The organism is Neobacillus mesonae, from assembly GCF_023715155.1.
Lineage (GTDB): Bacteria > Bacillota > Bacilli > Bacillales > Cytobacillaceae > Neobacillus > Neobacillus mesonae_A.
Genome location: NZ_JAMBNQ010000045.1, coordinates 1 through 13179 on the forward strand (window position 1 = coordinate 1; position 13179 = coordinate 13179).

The window sequence follows — 13179 nt, forward strand, 5'->3', positions numbered from 1 at the left end:
TCGGGCTCATAACCCGAAGGTCGCAGGTTCAAATCCTGCCCCCGCAATTTGGTCTGGTAGTTCAGCTGGTTAGAATGCCTGCCTGTCACGCAGGAGGTCGCGGGTTCGAGTCCCGTCCAGACCGCCATTATTACTCAGCAGGTAATCCTGCTATAAAAATGATTTAATATGGCACAGCAGCTCAGACGGTAAAGCAGTTTACTTACTCCATCGAATATGCTCCTGCGTCAATCTGCGAGAAAAATCATAGGATTTTTTGAGCAAAGAACTTTAGGTAAGACTTTATATTATAAGTTAATTTATTATGGCTCAGTAGCTCAGTCGGTAGAGCAAAGGACTGAAAATCCTTGTGTCGGCGGTTCGATTCCGTCCTGCGCCATCTTTTTTATATGGAGGGGTAGCGAAGTGGCTAAACGCGGCGGACTGTAAATCCGCTCCCTCAGGGTTCGGCGGTTCGAATCCGTCCCCCTCCACCATCTAGGGGTATAGTTTAAAGGTAGAACGAAGGTCTCCAAAACCTTTGGTGTGGGTTCAATTCCTACTACCCCTGCCAAAATATTAGTGATGGCGGATGTGGCGAAGTGGTTAACGCATCGGATTGTGGTTCCGACATTCGTGGGTTCGATTCCCATCATCCGCCCCATTTATTTATTGGGCTATAGCCAAGCGGTAAGGCAACGGACTTTGACTCCGTCATTCGTAGGTTCGAATCCTGCTAGCCCAGCCATCTATATATGGCAGCATAGCCAAGTGGTAAGGCAGAGGTCTGCAAAACCTTTATCACCGGTTCAAATCCGGTTGCTGCCTTGATTTATGCCGATGTGGCGGAATTGGCAGACGCGCACGACTCAAAATCGTGTTCCGTAAGGAGTGTCGGTTCGACCCCGACCATCGGTATTAACATGGAAAAAATTAAATAGTGCGGGTGTAGTTTAATGGTAAAACTCCAGCCTTCCAAGCTGATGTCGTGGGTTCGATTCCCATCACCCGCTCCAAAGTGTTTAATGGGCCTATAGCTCAGCTGGTTAGAGCGCACGCCTGATAAGCGTGAGGTCGATGGTTCAAGTCCATTTAGGCCCACCATTTTATACTAAAATATTTTTTATTCCGCAGTAGCTCAGTGGTAGAGACGAGCAAAGCTTCTTGAATAGGCGTCGAGTTGTACACGCCGAGAGGCATCTTGGATTACATACTGAGGTGTGGACACAAATTACGCTATGAGTATGATGTAATTCTATTATTCCGCAGTAGCTCAGTGGTAGAGCTATCGGCTGTTAACCGATCGGTCGTAGGTTCGAATCCTACCTGCGGAGCTTTATCTAAAACTCAAAACTAGCATCGTTTTTACAATAAATATACGAAACCCCAAAGATTTCACTATCTTTGGGGTTTCGTATTGTTTCATATTATTATAGGAAGATCTACTCCTGCACCGCTTCCATCAGCAAATCCACAATATGCACACCCCGCATAACCTCAGACAGACCTTCACGTTCAATACCGAGCTTCATTTGCAGCAGACAGCCCGGGTTAGCCGTAACAATTGTGGTTGCGTGGGTGGCCTTCGCCTGAGTCATTTTATAATCAAGCATGATCATCGACGATTCTGACTCAACAATATTGTAAATTCCTGCAGAACCACAGCAGCGGTCCGCGTCTTTCATTTCATGGTACTGAATACCACTGATTGCCTGTAGTAAAACACGAGGCGCTGAAGCTGTTTTCATGACATTCCGCAAATGGCAGGAATCCTGGTAGGTGATGACTTGGGGCGGCAAAGTCAATTTCACTTTTTTATGAAAATCAACCGCCACTAATACTTCGGAAATATCCTTAATTTTGGCAACAAAGTTTTTCGCACGTTCGTGCCAGTTTGGGTCGTCCTTTAGTAAATGATCATAGTCAATTAAAAACGCCCCGCAGCCTCCGGCATTCGTGATAATAAAATCAACACCCAAGTCCTCGAATGCCTGTATATTTTTCTTCGCTAAGTCCTGGGCCGCTGCCTTTTCTCCGGCATGACCATGGAGTGCCCCGCAGCAAACCTGTTCAGGTGGTATAACCACTTCACAGCCTGCCAGCTGCAGCAGTTTCATTGTGGCATCATTCGTTTTCAAAAACATCGTATCCATGAGACAGCCGCTGAAAAAAGCCACCTTATGAACCTTTGGACCGATGGCCGGCAGGTGATTGGGGCGATTTTTCATTTCCTTCATCGTCGGGACTTGTGGCAGCACTTTTTCCATTGTGGTTAAACTTTCAGGCAAAAGACCGAGAAAACCAACCTTTCGTGCAACAGATTGAAGCCCAGAGCGCTGATAAAACCCAAGCAATCCTACAGTTCTGCGCATCCTCTCAGGATGTGGAAATAGCCCTTGAAACACAGACCCGCGGATGGCCTTTGCAGGCGCTGAAAACTTCTTATTCTGATTAATAATATCTCTGGCTTCCTCAAGAAGATGCCCATATTTCACACCGGATGGACAAACTGGTTCACATGCACGGCAGCCGAGGCATAGATCCAGTGAACGTTCAAAGTCTTCATCAGGTTCGATTATTCCGTCAACGACCGCTTTCATCATAGCAATCCGGCCGCGAGGGGAGTGGGATTCTTTGTATCCTGATTCAATATAGGTTGGGCAGGTTGGGAGGCAGAAACCGCAGCGCATACAGTTTAACAGCTCATCCATGTCCATCCGTTCTTTAAATTGTTGTTGAATCAGTTCTCGTTCTTTCACGGTTGTCATCTCGCCACCACCACTCGTTTTCTTGTGTCTTTAGCAAAAACTTTGCCGGGATTCAGAATATTATTAGGATCGAGCGCCTGTTTAATTGCCTTCATCACTGCAATTCCTTCTTTTTTCAGCTTCCATTCAAGATAAGGTGCTTTCATTGCTCCAACGCCATGTTCCCCGGTAATCGTCCCGCCTAAATCAATGGCTTTTTCAAAAATCTCTGCAAACGCCTGCTCCACCCGTTCCATTTCCTCATGATTCCGGGCATCTGTTGCACAGGTTGGATGGAGATTGCCGTCACCAGCATGGCCAAAGGTACAGATATCCAGTTTATATTTGTCAGCGATGTCATTAATGGCTTCCACCATATTGGCGATTTCCGATCTTGGTACAGTAGCATCCTCCAAAATGGTTGTCGGTTTTAATCGGGCAATTGCTGAAAGTGCAGCACGCCGGGCAGTTCGTAATGCTTCCGCTTCTTCTTCGGATGCAGCCAATTGGATAGAGACCGCCTGTTCTTCACGGCATACCTCTGCCATTTTTTTTAGATCCCGTTCAACGACTTCCGCCGGACCATCCTGTTCAATCAATAATACAGCCTGAACATCGGTTGGCAGTCCGATTTGGGCGAAATCTTCTACTACCTTTAAAGTCGGCTGGTCTAAAAACTCAAGCGTTGCCGGAATAATTTTATTAGCAATGATTTTAGAAACGGACCGTGCGGCAGCATTTAGATCCTGGTAAAGGGCCAGCATGGTTTGCTTTGTTTCCGGAATTGGAATCAGCTTTAGGGTCGCTTCCGTGATGATGCCGAGTGTTCCTTCTGATCCGACCATCATCCGGGTCAAATCATAGCCGGCAACATCTTTGGCCAGCTTTCCGCCGGTTCTCATGATATCCCCATTTGGAAGAACGACTTCAAGGGCAATCACGTAATCTCGGGTAACCCCATATTTAAGTCCTCTAAGGCCGCCTGAGTTCTCATTAATATTTCCGCCGATAGTTGAGATTTTCATCGAGCTGGGATCTGGCGGGTAAAATAATCCCCTTGCTTCCACCGCATTGGTCATATCAAGTGTAATCACACCAGGCTGTACAGTAACAGTCAAATTTTCCTCGTCAATTTCAAGAATTTTATTCATATGTTTAAAAAGCAGGACAATCCCGCCCTCTGTCGGGCATGTTCCGCCGCAAAGATTGGTTCCTGAACCACGCGGCACAATCGGTACCTTGTATTCATTGCATACTTTTAAAATCTCTGAAACTTCCTGCGTATTGCGCGGACTGATTACCGCATCAGGCATTGCCTGAAAATTTGGTGTCGCATCGTAGGAATACACAAGCCTCTCGGTTTTAGAGTCTTCAAAATTCGCCTTCGTCACAATCGATATCAGTTTTTCCTTAACTTCTTGTGAAAGCATCTTGTTTCCCCCATCCATAGATTAATAGCTACTTTAAGTATAAAAAAAACAGGCATCTGCCTGCTATGTATGAAGATATGAATAATAAGGGTAATATTTTAATTTTTTTGGATGTATATACAAAGTAGCTTTACGGTAAAATAGGTTATCCGTTAATAGACTCTGCAAATCCTGCCATCAAAAGTCCGGTCTGCTAACGGAAATTACTCCTCCAAGAACATCACCGCCATATATAAACAAAGCAAATCATGAATCCTCCCAGGATTCAGCTTTGTCAGCTCCTCGACTTTTTTCAGCCGATAATGGAGGGTATTAATATGAATATGAAGGCTCTCCGCTGTTTTTTTCAGCGAATGATTTTGGATGAATAATTCCCGTATCGTTTCCAGCAGCTCTTTTTGCGGCAAAATGGGTCCGATAGTCCGCCCAATAAATTCAGTTTTTATCTCTGGCTTCAGCTCGCCGCTGATCATTTCCAGCGTCAATTCTTCATCAAATACAACGGAACCCTTTTGGCTGGCAATTTTTAAAGCACGTTCTGCCTGTTCATATGAACGGAGGATTTCTTGTGCATTGTACTCCTGTCCTACGCCGGCAATAGCCGTAATGCCAAAGTTTGTTTTTAAAAAATACAAAAATTGTTCGAGATGATTCTTCACAATCTCTTTATGATGGAGCCCTGTCAGCCAGATAACCCGTTCATTTCCCGATCTGGCGGCCACATCATATATATTTTTGGAAAGGGTTTGAAAAATAGCTGCCCAAACATCTCTTGTTAATGGTTCAATTCCAATGAATTCCACAATTACCGCTGTCCGCGCCTGCTCTAAATCTACGGCAAGCATTCGTGCCCGCTCTTGTAAGGTAGTGGTAATTTCCCTTGCTTGAATCCACTCCAAAACAAAAGTTTCCATTGCCCGTAAATGCCAATCAAACTGCTCGGCATAGTAATTTTCGCTGATGAAAAGCTCTGTCATTTTTCGAATGATTTCTGCGAAAGGCGTTACCAATACAGGATCCCCGGTAATCCCAATGACGCCGATGACTTCCTGCTGAAAAAATATAGGCAGATTGATGCCTGCTTTTACACCTTTTAACCGGGCCGTATCTTTTTCGCTAATCACAAGCTTCCGTTTCTTCTCTACTGCAATTAATGCACCTTCATGAAAGGTTCCGGCCCTATCCAGGCTGGTACTGGCAATAATCACGCCATTTGTATCGACAACAATAATCTCTTCATCTATTAATTTTCGAACTTCCCTTACAATTTTCTCTGCAAGTTCTGGTAAAAGCATGGTACCGCACCACTCCTTTGAAGCTATTATAGCGAAATGAACAACCAAATGGGAAGGTTTGCGGAATGTTTGAAAGAATCGGCGGAATGATGAAGGAATTCCGCGGAATAAGCAGGGAAGTACGCGGAAATCCAAAAGAAATCCGCGGAATGAATCCAACATTTGGCGGAATAATAAAAAAAAGGCAGGGATGGTTATGAAAAAATACTTATTATTGATATTTCTCTTGTTTCTTTTGCTGCCGGCACCAGCTTCTGCACAGGATAAAGTACTGATTTTAGTGTATCATTCGATTGCTGAATACAAAGGGAGCGGTTCGTCTAAGGAGTTATACGTTACCCCGCAGAATTTCGAAAAACAAATGACCTATTTGCGGGACCATGGGTTTACCTTATTAACCTTTGAACGCTGGGGTGATTGGAAAAAAGTCAACAAACCTGTATTTATTACATTGGATGATGGCTATAAAAATAACGAAAATGTATATCAAATTTTTCAAAAATTGACGACGAATCAATTTAAACCAACAGCTACGTTATTTGTTATTTCTGATTTTATTGGACGAACTAACCGTTTATCAGCTGCGGATTTAAAAAGGCTGGCAGAATCGGGTTATTTTTCCGTACAGTCCCATACGGCAACACATCCGGATTTAACAAAAATAACGGATTTCAAACATGAATTAAAGGATTCAAAAGACAAAATTGAAAAAATAACCGGCAGACCAGTGATAGCTCTCAGTTATCCGTATGGGAATTTTAATAAAAAAGTGGTGGAAGAAACGAAGAAGTACTATCAGTTCGGCATTACCACAACACCCGAACCCTTTTCGGAACAAGGAATCAAAGATGAGCTTTATTATATTCCAAGGATATATGTGAAATACTCAACGACATTGAAGGACTTTGCCAAGATAGTAGAGTAGGTTTGGGCTGTGCGGGATTTTTTCAAAATGCCGCGGAATATCTCCAAAAGCCGGCGGAATTCTGAACAATACCCGCGGAATATATCAATATGTTCGCGCAAAATTACACGAAATACGCGGAATATATCAAAATTTCCGCGCAAAATTACACGAAACACGCGGAATATATCAAAATACCCGCGCAAAACCATACCTGAAACGCGCAGAATCCATCTTCATAAAAATCAAACAAACCCGAAGACAAAGTCTACGGGGCTGTTTTTTCAATTGGAAATGGTTCATGAACGGAAGGCTTCTTTTGCTTATGAGTTAAAAATAAAAAGACACCGATTAGAACGAATACGCCGCCCGCCATTTGCCAGACCGAAAGACGCTCTCCTAAAATAAAAAACGCGAGAATAGTGGAGCCGACCGGTTCACCCAAAATGCTCATGGAAATGGTTGTAGCGTTGACATAGTTCATCAGCCAGTTATTGATGACATGGCTGATGGTAGGGACAATTGCCAGCAGAAGAAAAATTCCCCAATCTTTTGAAGAGTAGCCTGTCAGTTTCACATTTGTTGCAAAGTTAAAAATAACAAGAACAATCGTAGCACAAGAAAAGACACAAAAGCTGTAAATCCAGTGCGACAATTGCTTCACAATGGTCTGCCCGATTAATAGGTAGCCGACCACAGCGATCACACTAAAGAAAGAGAGAAGATCGCCAATCATCGCATTCCGGCTCAACCCAAAGTCGCCCCAGCCAATCATCATGGCTCCGATGATAGCAATTCCCATGGTCATGAGTGCAGAGCTTGTAGTTCGCTCTTTAAAAAGAAAAAAACCACCAATCAGAGAGATAATCGGCTGCAAAGCTAAAATGATAGTCGAGCTGGCGACGGTTGTAAATTTTAATGACCCGAACCAAAGGACAAAGTGAAATGCTAAAAATAAACCAGAAAAAAATAAAAAGAGTGCCGTCTTTTTATTGATCTTTTGGAGTTCCTGCCGGTTTTTCCAAACCATTGGTGTTAATAGCAAACTAGCAAAAAACATCCGATACATAGCCATAATGGATGCCGGCGCATCAGACCATTTTACAAAGATGGATGAAAAGGAAATGGCAATGATGGAAACGGTTAGCGGCAGTCCGATTGATTTTGATTGTTCTTGTGCCATGATTTCTTCCTTCCTAGGTGTAAATACTAAATAAAATATACCACAATTTTGGTAAATGAGTTAGCTTTTTAAAAGAAGGAGGACCAATGGGAACACCGGGTAAACGGTCACAGAAAAAAATAATATACATAAAATGTTTTACATAGAGAAAGAACAGGAGAAGAAGAGATGCCTTCATTCATTCACTTGGGAGTACTGAATGAAGGCACGCCTCAGCAAAATGCATCATTTGTCGTCGGAGAATCCATTATTACCGGAATGGATGCCAACCGGAAATATAACCTGGCATTTGGGGGTACATTTGGTTTGTTCAATATTGTCTCGGCAAACTTAGGGAATAACTTGGATTCATTTGATGTCATTGACGGAGTGATGAATGACCAAGACATTAAACCGAATTTTGGCGGAAATATATAAAAAATACCATCCCAAAATGGAACATGGGATGGTATTTTCTTTTAACAGCTTTTTGGTTAAGACGGATCCTCGGGTTCATTCTTTTTCTCATCCTCATAATGTGTCAATGCCGCCCGCATATTTGAAAAGTTGTTGCTGTCACCGTGGATGTTGCCTAGTCCCTGATTATGTTTTTTGCTGCTTTTAAAATCTTCAATAAAATTGTTGCCAATACTAAAGCAGGAGGCATTTTCAATGGTGCCAATCTTAATTGTACCAATATGGAAAGTCGGGGATAAAATAGGGGTGGTCACGATCCATTCATCCTTCCTTCAACTTATTTTTCATCATATGCCCTTGTTTTATCGTATTTTTGTTGCCTGTCACTGAACCGACTGCTTCGTTCACAATGGATTCACTTCGAAACTGCTTGAGGGTATTTTCCTTTCCAAAAAATAAACCTGAGGTTTTGCTAATGCTCGATATGGTTATATCGCCGAGTGAGAGTTTCATCTGCTTTTAGTCTCCTTTTTCGCCATTTTATTCATTTCTTAGGCTGATGACACAAAATAATCCGCTTTTTCTGGGCATCTAACACAATCGTCCAGCAGCGAACATAATATACAGGAAAACTATTTCAAAGCGTGGTGAAAATGAATGGCTCATTCGTTTGAATTTCAATTTACAGGGAATATCCATGTCCAAGCGATGGAAAGGCAATCAGGCATCTTTATTGGGGAAAGAAACAGTGCGGTTGGCTGGAGTGCACATGGCAAAGCGAATAATGTGATTGGAGAAATTGGCGGGGAGTCTAATCTGATTTATGAAAATGTATTAATTTTAAATGATCCCGATTATATTGATACACCGATTGATGACCGGGATATTAATATTTCAGTTGAAAACCCTGGGACCAATCATACAAACAACGTGGCTGTAGAAAGTGTAACGGTCAATACAATGATGCAGAATGGGTTGGTTTCGGTTGGGGAAAGTCATGTGTCCGGCATGGATGCCAATGAAAAGGTGAATCATTCACAGGGAAGTATTTACGGAAATGGTAACCATTTAATTTTAAATCACAATGTCAATAATGATCATGATGTGGTAGATGGCATTATCGAGGACCAAGATATTAAAGTTGCCAATGTAAGAAAAGTAGATTGAAAAGGCAACAAGAAGCATCCTGTAAACAGATTCAATTTCGAAACCGAAACCCTTTTGAAGTTGCTGTCATTTTGGGTTCAGCTGATGACTCCTCAGACATCGCTTCTTTTTTCAAACTTTCCTTATCTACCTTTTGAACAAGTGTTTCGGCAAATTCCTCGGAGGCACTTATATTGGTCCCAATTAAAAGTTTCCCGCTTAACTGGTCAATTTCAATATTGTCCAAGCGAAAAATAATATTTTCCAGATGATCGATTTGGACATGTTCAAGGTTGATGTACTTCCCGTCTTTTTCATGTTGCTGGTTTTCCAGCAATTCCTTTCCGTCCTTTTCATGTTGCTGATTTTCCAGCAATTCAATAATCCGGTCTAATTTCTCGATTAGAAGGGAGCTGCTGTTGTCTGCTTTTTTCGCCTTTTTCTTTTTAAAGGAAAAAAACTTTACCATACTCTCCCTCCTTTTTGCAGTTTGGGGCCGCTTATATTCCTAACTATATGAATGGGCGTCCTTCCTTATTCAAAAAGCACCCCCTTCGCAGTTGGGAATATCTATGAAAATTAGTAATTCCCTTACAACATTTGGTTAAAATATGGTAGAATAGTCTGCGGGGTTTTTTAAAGATTCGGCTTTATTTTGAAAAAATGATAGAATAAAGCAAGAGTTAAAAATAATATACAATTTGGGATGGGACATCTCCTGTCTGTTTTCATTATGGATGATAAGGTAAGGTGACTTGGATGAAGAAAGTAAGAAAAGCGATTATCCCGGCTGCGGGACTTGGAACAAGATTCCTTCCGGCAACGAAAGCAATGCCAAAGGAAATGCTGCCAATTGTAGATAAGCCGACGATTCAATATATTGTGGAGGAAGCAGTTGCTTCAGGAATCGAAGATATTATTATCGTAACCGGTAAAGGCAAACGAGCCATTGAGGATCATTTTGATTTTGCGCCAGAGCTTGAGCAAAATCTGATAGAAAAAGGGAAAAAGGATTTATTGGACAAGGTTCAATACTCTACCAATCTGGCCGATATCCATTATATCCGCCAAAAAGAACCAAAAGGACTTGGACATGCTGTCTGGTGTGCCCGGAACTTCATCGGGGATGAGCCATTTGCCGTTCTTTTAGGGGATGATATCGTCCAAAGTGAAACACCATGTTTAAAACAGCTGATCAATGTTTATGAAGAAACTCATTCCTCTGTGATTGGGGTACAAAAAGTGCCGTTGGAAGAAACGCATCGTTACGGAATTGTTGACTATGGCCAGCAAACCGGCAGACGATATCAAGTCAATCATTTAGTGGAAAAGCCAGCACAAGGTACGGCACCTTCCGATTTGGCCATTATGGGCCGTTACATTTTGACTCCAGAGGTCTTTATGTTCCTCGATAAGCAGCAAACCGGTGCCGGCGGAGAAATCCAGCTGACCGATGCAATGCAGGAACTAAACCAAATTCAACGTGTATTCGCTTATGACTTCGAAGGCAAACGCTTTGATGTTGGCGAAAAAATTGGCTTTGTTAAAACTACTATTGATTTTGCACTTCAATATCCTGACCTGCACGATGAAGTCATGGAATATTTAAAAGAGATTGTACGAAAATCTGAACAATAAGCTAAGCCGTTTCAGGCTTTCTAAAAATCCTCCCTGGGCATCAACCAGCAGGGGATTTTTTTTATTGTAAATTGAAAAATTTGTTAATTGCGGCTATCTTTCTTCTGTGATATTCTTGAAGTTATGTAGTTGGATAGAGGTGAAAGCGATGAACTCCAAAGCATTGTTTTTGGGGATTTTTACTGTTGGAATATGGGGTTCAGCATTTCCAGCGATACGGGCTGGATTGCAGGGGGGATATTCTCCAGGGCACTTAATTCTTATCCGGTATCTGATTGCTTCTGCCATTTTTGCGGCATATGCCTTGTGGCCAGGTGTAAAATTTCGTCTGCCTAAAAAAGGGGATTTGCTGAAAATTGCGGTACTTGGATGGATTGGAATAAGTGTATACCACATTGGGGTTACATTTGGCCAGCAAACAGTTGCGGCAGGTACGGCTGCTATGATTATAGCTTCTACACCGATTTTCTCTGCGCTGATTGCCTTGTTTATTTTAAAAGAACGTATTGGGTTATTTGGCTGGATTGGATTAGCCATAGGGTTTATCGGAATTGGAATCATCACGCTCGGAACGGCAGGACCCTCTTTTCAAATTTCAAAGGGGATTTTTTTATTGCTGATGTCTTCTCTAGCGACAGCAACATTATTTGCTTTTCAAAAGCCGCTTTTGACCCAATATTCATCCATTGAATTAACGGCTTATTTTACTTGGTTTGGAACCATGCCTTTTTTCATTTTTTCCCCAGGGCTTTTCTCAGGTATCCAGCATGCGACAATGGAAGCCAATATTTCTGCACTTTATATTGCGATATTCCCAACAGCCATTGGCTATGTTACATGGGCACTGGCATTGAATGCAGGGAAAGCAAGCTCTGTGACGAGCATCTTATACATTGAGCCGGTATTTGCAATTATCATTGCCTGGATTTGGTTGAGTGAATTACCAAAAATCATTTCGATTATCGGCGGCACCATTGCCATTTGCGGTGTAATCGTTGTGAATCTGCTTGGATTGAAGGAACATCCTGTCCCGGAAAAGAATCCTTCGGTAGAAATAACATCATAAATTTGTGAGCCCAAGGTCATCCTTTTTCACTAAAGGAATGGCCTTTTTTATTAGAAAACAGTATATATAGAATTTTCAGAAAAGTATTGCTAAACTTATTTGATTAAGTTAATATAGAAACAAACATCATGATGTAATATAAACATCTTTATGTTTTAAGGTAGAATTTTTGTAGAGGTTAGTTGGAAGGAGGATTGGCATAACAAAATGGGAAACAAAGTAGTGGCTTCGAGTAGTCATAAGCCCTTATATATTCAAGTGAAAAATGTGTTAATAGATCGAATTCAAAATCAGATTTGGCTGCCTAATAGTTTGATTCCAACAGAACAAGAATTAATGGAAGAATTTGAAGTTAGTAGAACCACTATTCGTGAAGCTATTTCAATTCTTGTACATGAAGGAATCTTAGAAAAAAAGCAGGGTAAAGGAACGATTGTGAAGACAGCTCGACTTGTAGGAGATTTAGGAAAGCTTAAAGGGTTTGCCGAAGAAGTAATGGAAAAAGGATTAATTCCGTTCGCGCAATTGATACGTGCCGAATTCAACAATAAAATGTTTTATGAAAAATCCATTTTAGAGGTTCAAAAGAATGAAAATATTTTAGTAATTGAACGTATTCGTTTGGCAGACGACATTCCAATTGCATTGGAACGTACTTGCTGGCCAGAGGAGATTGGTAAGTTATTAATGATGCATGATTTAAATGGAGCTAAATTTTATGAAATACTTGAAAATAATAATATTTTTTTAAAACATGCCGATGAAAGAATTTCTGCCATCAATGCTACTATTAATGAAGCAGATTTCCTGGGTATTAGAGCAGGAGAAGCTTTACTTGAGATGTCTCGTTTAAGTTTCGGATTTAATGACCGACCAATTGAGTATAACGTAACAAAATACAGAAGTGATCAATACCATTATGATATTAAATTGGATCGATAAAAAGATTATAGTACGGTACGGTGAAAATAAACATATGCAGCACTATCGAATTAATTGACATAATATTCAAAAAAGAAATGTCCATTTTTAAAAATAAAAACATCACAAAAGTTAAACTCCGCCTTCATATAAATTATAGCGTACTGATTGGCATCACCCATGTTGTTCTTTCAGCAGCATTTATAACATATCCATTTTTTCATCATGTAGTTAAACTCTCTGAAGAGGTACTTACATACAATTCCTTTAATAGGTTCAATCAACTCCCCATCATAGATATAGTCTAAAATGAAAAATCACACCTTTCATTCATCCCATTAATTAGATAAATTTTGTTCATTTCGCAGCTTTTAATTTAGAAGAATAACGTGAACTTGAAACGGATTATTAAGAAAGTCTCCACTTTCAAAATGAATAGTTAAAATGCACGTAAATAAGTGCATTTTAAATATA

At 41.1% G+C, this 13179-nt stretch carries 14 protein-coding genes and 11 tRNA genes; 18 read left to right on the top strand and 7 right to left on the bottom strand.

Going from position 1 to position 13179, the window contains the following annotated elements; all coding sequences use genetic code 11:
• Positions 1-50 precede the first annotated feature (50 nt).
• From M3183_RS23265 to M3183_RS23315, 11 genes are all read left to right on the top strand, one after another.
• Positions 51-127: transfer RNA gene (locus M3183_RS23265), tRNA-Asp, on the top strand.
• A gap of 179 nt (positions 128-306) precedes the next feature.
• Positions 307-379: transfer RNA gene (locus M3183_RS23270), tRNA-Phe, on the top strand.
• 12 nt (positions 380-391) lie between these two features.
• A tRNA-Tyr gene (locus tag M3183_RS23275) sits at positions 392-476 on the top strand.
• Between the two features lie 3 nt (positions 477-479).
• Positions 480-553, top strand: a tRNA-Trp gene (locus M3183_RS23280).
• A 14-nt stretch (positions 554-567) separates the two neighbouring features.
• Positions 568-643: transfer RNA gene (locus M3183_RS23285), tRNA-His, on the top strand.
• Between the two features lie 9 nt (positions 644-652).
• Positions 653-727: transfer RNA gene (locus tag M3183_RS23290), tRNA-Gln, on the top strand.
• Positions 728-736: 9 nt separating this feature from the next.
• Positions 737-807, top strand: a tRNA-Cys gene (locus M3183_RS23295).
• Positions 808-815: 8 nt separating this feature from the next.
• Positions 816-897 (top strand) — tRNA-Leu (locus tag M3183_RS23300).
• Between the two features lie 24 nt (positions 898-921).
• Positions 922-995: transfer RNA gene (locus M3183_RS23305), tRNA-Gly, on the top strand.
• A gap of 11 nt (positions 996-1006) precedes the next feature.
• Positions 1007-1083 (top strand) — tRNA-Ile (locus M3183_RS23310).
• Positions 1084-1241: 158 nt separating this feature from the next.
• A tRNA-Asn gene (locus M3183_RS23315) sits at positions 1242-1313 on the top strand.
• Between the two features lie 108 nt (positions 1314-1421).
• Here the strand turns inward: M3183_RS23315 and M3183_RS23320 are convergent.
• The 3 genes from M3183_RS23320 to M3183_RS23330 form a co-directional block, all read right to left on the bottom strand.
• A complete protein-coding gene (locus M3183_RS23320) occupies positions 1422-2747 on the bottom strand; it encodes a (Fe-S)-binding protein (protein ID WP_251473492.1) in 1326 nt (441 codons plus the stop codon).
• Entirely contained in the window at positions 2744-4156 is a 1413-nt protein-coding gene (gene glcD, locus M3183_RS23325; RefSeq protein ID WP_251473495.1) for a glycolate oxidase subunit GlcD, read from the bottom strand. Before glcD ends, M3183_RS23320 begins: the two co-directional genes overlap by 4 nt.
• Before the next feature lie 203 nt (positions 4157-4359).
• Positions 4360-5451 (bottom strand): CdaR family transcriptional regulator, encoded by a 1092-nt coding sequence (locus M3183_RS23330; protein ID WP_251473498.1) that lies wholly within the window; start codon positions 5449-5451, stop codon positions 4360-4362.
• Positions 5452-5516: 65 nt separating this feature from the next.
• Between M3183_RS23330 and M3183_RS27215 the strand changes: the two genes are divergently transcribed.
• Positions 5517-5651, top strand: a complete 135-nt coding sequence (locus M3183_RS27215; protein WP_285880918.1) for a hypothetical protein — start codon at positions 5517-5519, stop codon at positions 5649-5651.
• Positions 5648-6376 (top strand): polysaccharide deacetylase family protein, encoded by a 729-nt coding sequence (locus tag M3183_RS23335; RefSeq protein WP_251473500.1) that lies wholly within the window; start codon positions 5648-5650, stop codon positions 6374-6376. The genes M3183_RS27215 and M3183_RS23335 overlap by 4 nt, the downstream gene beginning before the upstream one ends.
• Before the next feature lie 247 nt (positions 6377-6623).
• On the opposite strand, the gene M3183_RS23340 is transcribed toward M3183_RS23335, so the two are convergent.
• Positions 6624-7577 (bottom strand): DMT family transporter, encoded by a 954-nt coding sequence (locus M3183_RS23340; protein WP_311315403.1) that lies wholly within the window; start codon positions 7575-7577, stop codon positions 6624-6626.
• Between the two features lie 129 nt (positions 7578-7706).
• Here M3183_RS23340 and M3183_RS23345 point away from each other — a divergent pair, with 129 nt between their 5' ends.
• The gene (locus M3183_RS23345; RefSeq protein WP_251473505.1) at positions 7707-7955 is read left to right on the top strand and encodes a hypothetical protein; all 249 of its coding nucleotides are present in this window, start codon (positions 7707-7709) and stop codon (positions 7953-7955) included.
• A gap of 56 nt (positions 7956-8011) precedes the next feature.
• Here M3183_RS23345 and M3183_RS23350 read toward each other — a convergent pair whose 3' ends face one another.
• A complete protein-coding gene (locus tag M3183_RS23350) occupies positions 8012-8248 on the bottom strand; it encodes a hypothetical protein (RefSeq protein WP_251473507.1) in 237 nt (78 codons plus the stop codon).
• A 7-nt stretch (positions 8249-8255) separates the two neighbouring features.
• On the bottom strand, positions 8256-8447 hold the full coding sequence (locus M3183_RS23355) for a hypothetical protein (RefSeq protein ID WP_251473510.1): 192 nt from the start codon (positions 8445-8447) through the stop codon (positions 8256-8258).
• A 144-nt stretch (positions 8448-8591) separates the two neighbouring features.
• On the opposite strand from M3183_RS23355, the gene M3183_RS23360 reads away from it, so the two are divergent.
• Complete coding sequence (locus tag M3183_RS23360) at positions 8592-9101, top strand: hypothetical protein (protein WP_251473512.1); 510 nt, start codon at positions 8592-8594, stop codon at positions 9099-9101.
• Between the two features lie 31 nt (positions 9102-9132).
• Here M3183_RS23360 and M3183_RS23365 read toward each other — a convergent pair whose 3' ends face one another.
• On the bottom strand, positions 9133-9549 hold the full coding sequence (locus tag M3183_RS23365) for a hypothetical protein (RefSeq protein ID WP_251473515.1): 417 nt from the start codon (positions 9547-9549) through the stop codon (positions 9133-9135).
• 290 nt (positions 9550-9839) lie between these two features.
• On the opposite strand from M3183_RS23365, the gene galU reads away from it, so the two are divergent.
• The 3 genes from galU (at position 9840) to M3183_RS23380 (ending at position 12726) form a co-directional block, all read left to right on the top strand.
• Positions 9840-10718, top strand: a complete 879-nt coding sequence (galU, locus tag M3183_RS23370) for a UTP--glucose-1-phosphate uridylyltransferase GalU (protein WP_251473517.1) — start codon at positions 9840-9842, stop codon at positions 10716-10718.
• Between the two features lie 148 nt (positions 10719-10866).
• Positions 10867-11784 carry a DMT family transporter gene (locus M3183_RS23375; RefSeq protein ID WP_251473519.1) on the top strand — a complete coding sequence of 306 codons (918 nt, stop codon included), beginning with the start codon at positions 10867-10869 and terminating at the stop codon, positions 11782-11784.
• Between the two features lie 207 nt (positions 11785-11991).
• Positions 11992-12726, top strand: a complete 735-nt coding sequence (locus M3183_RS23380; RefSeq protein ID WP_251473521.1) for a GntR family transcriptional regulator — start codon at positions 11992-11994, stop codon at positions 12724-12726.
• Positions 12727-13179: the final 453 nt, after the last annotated feature.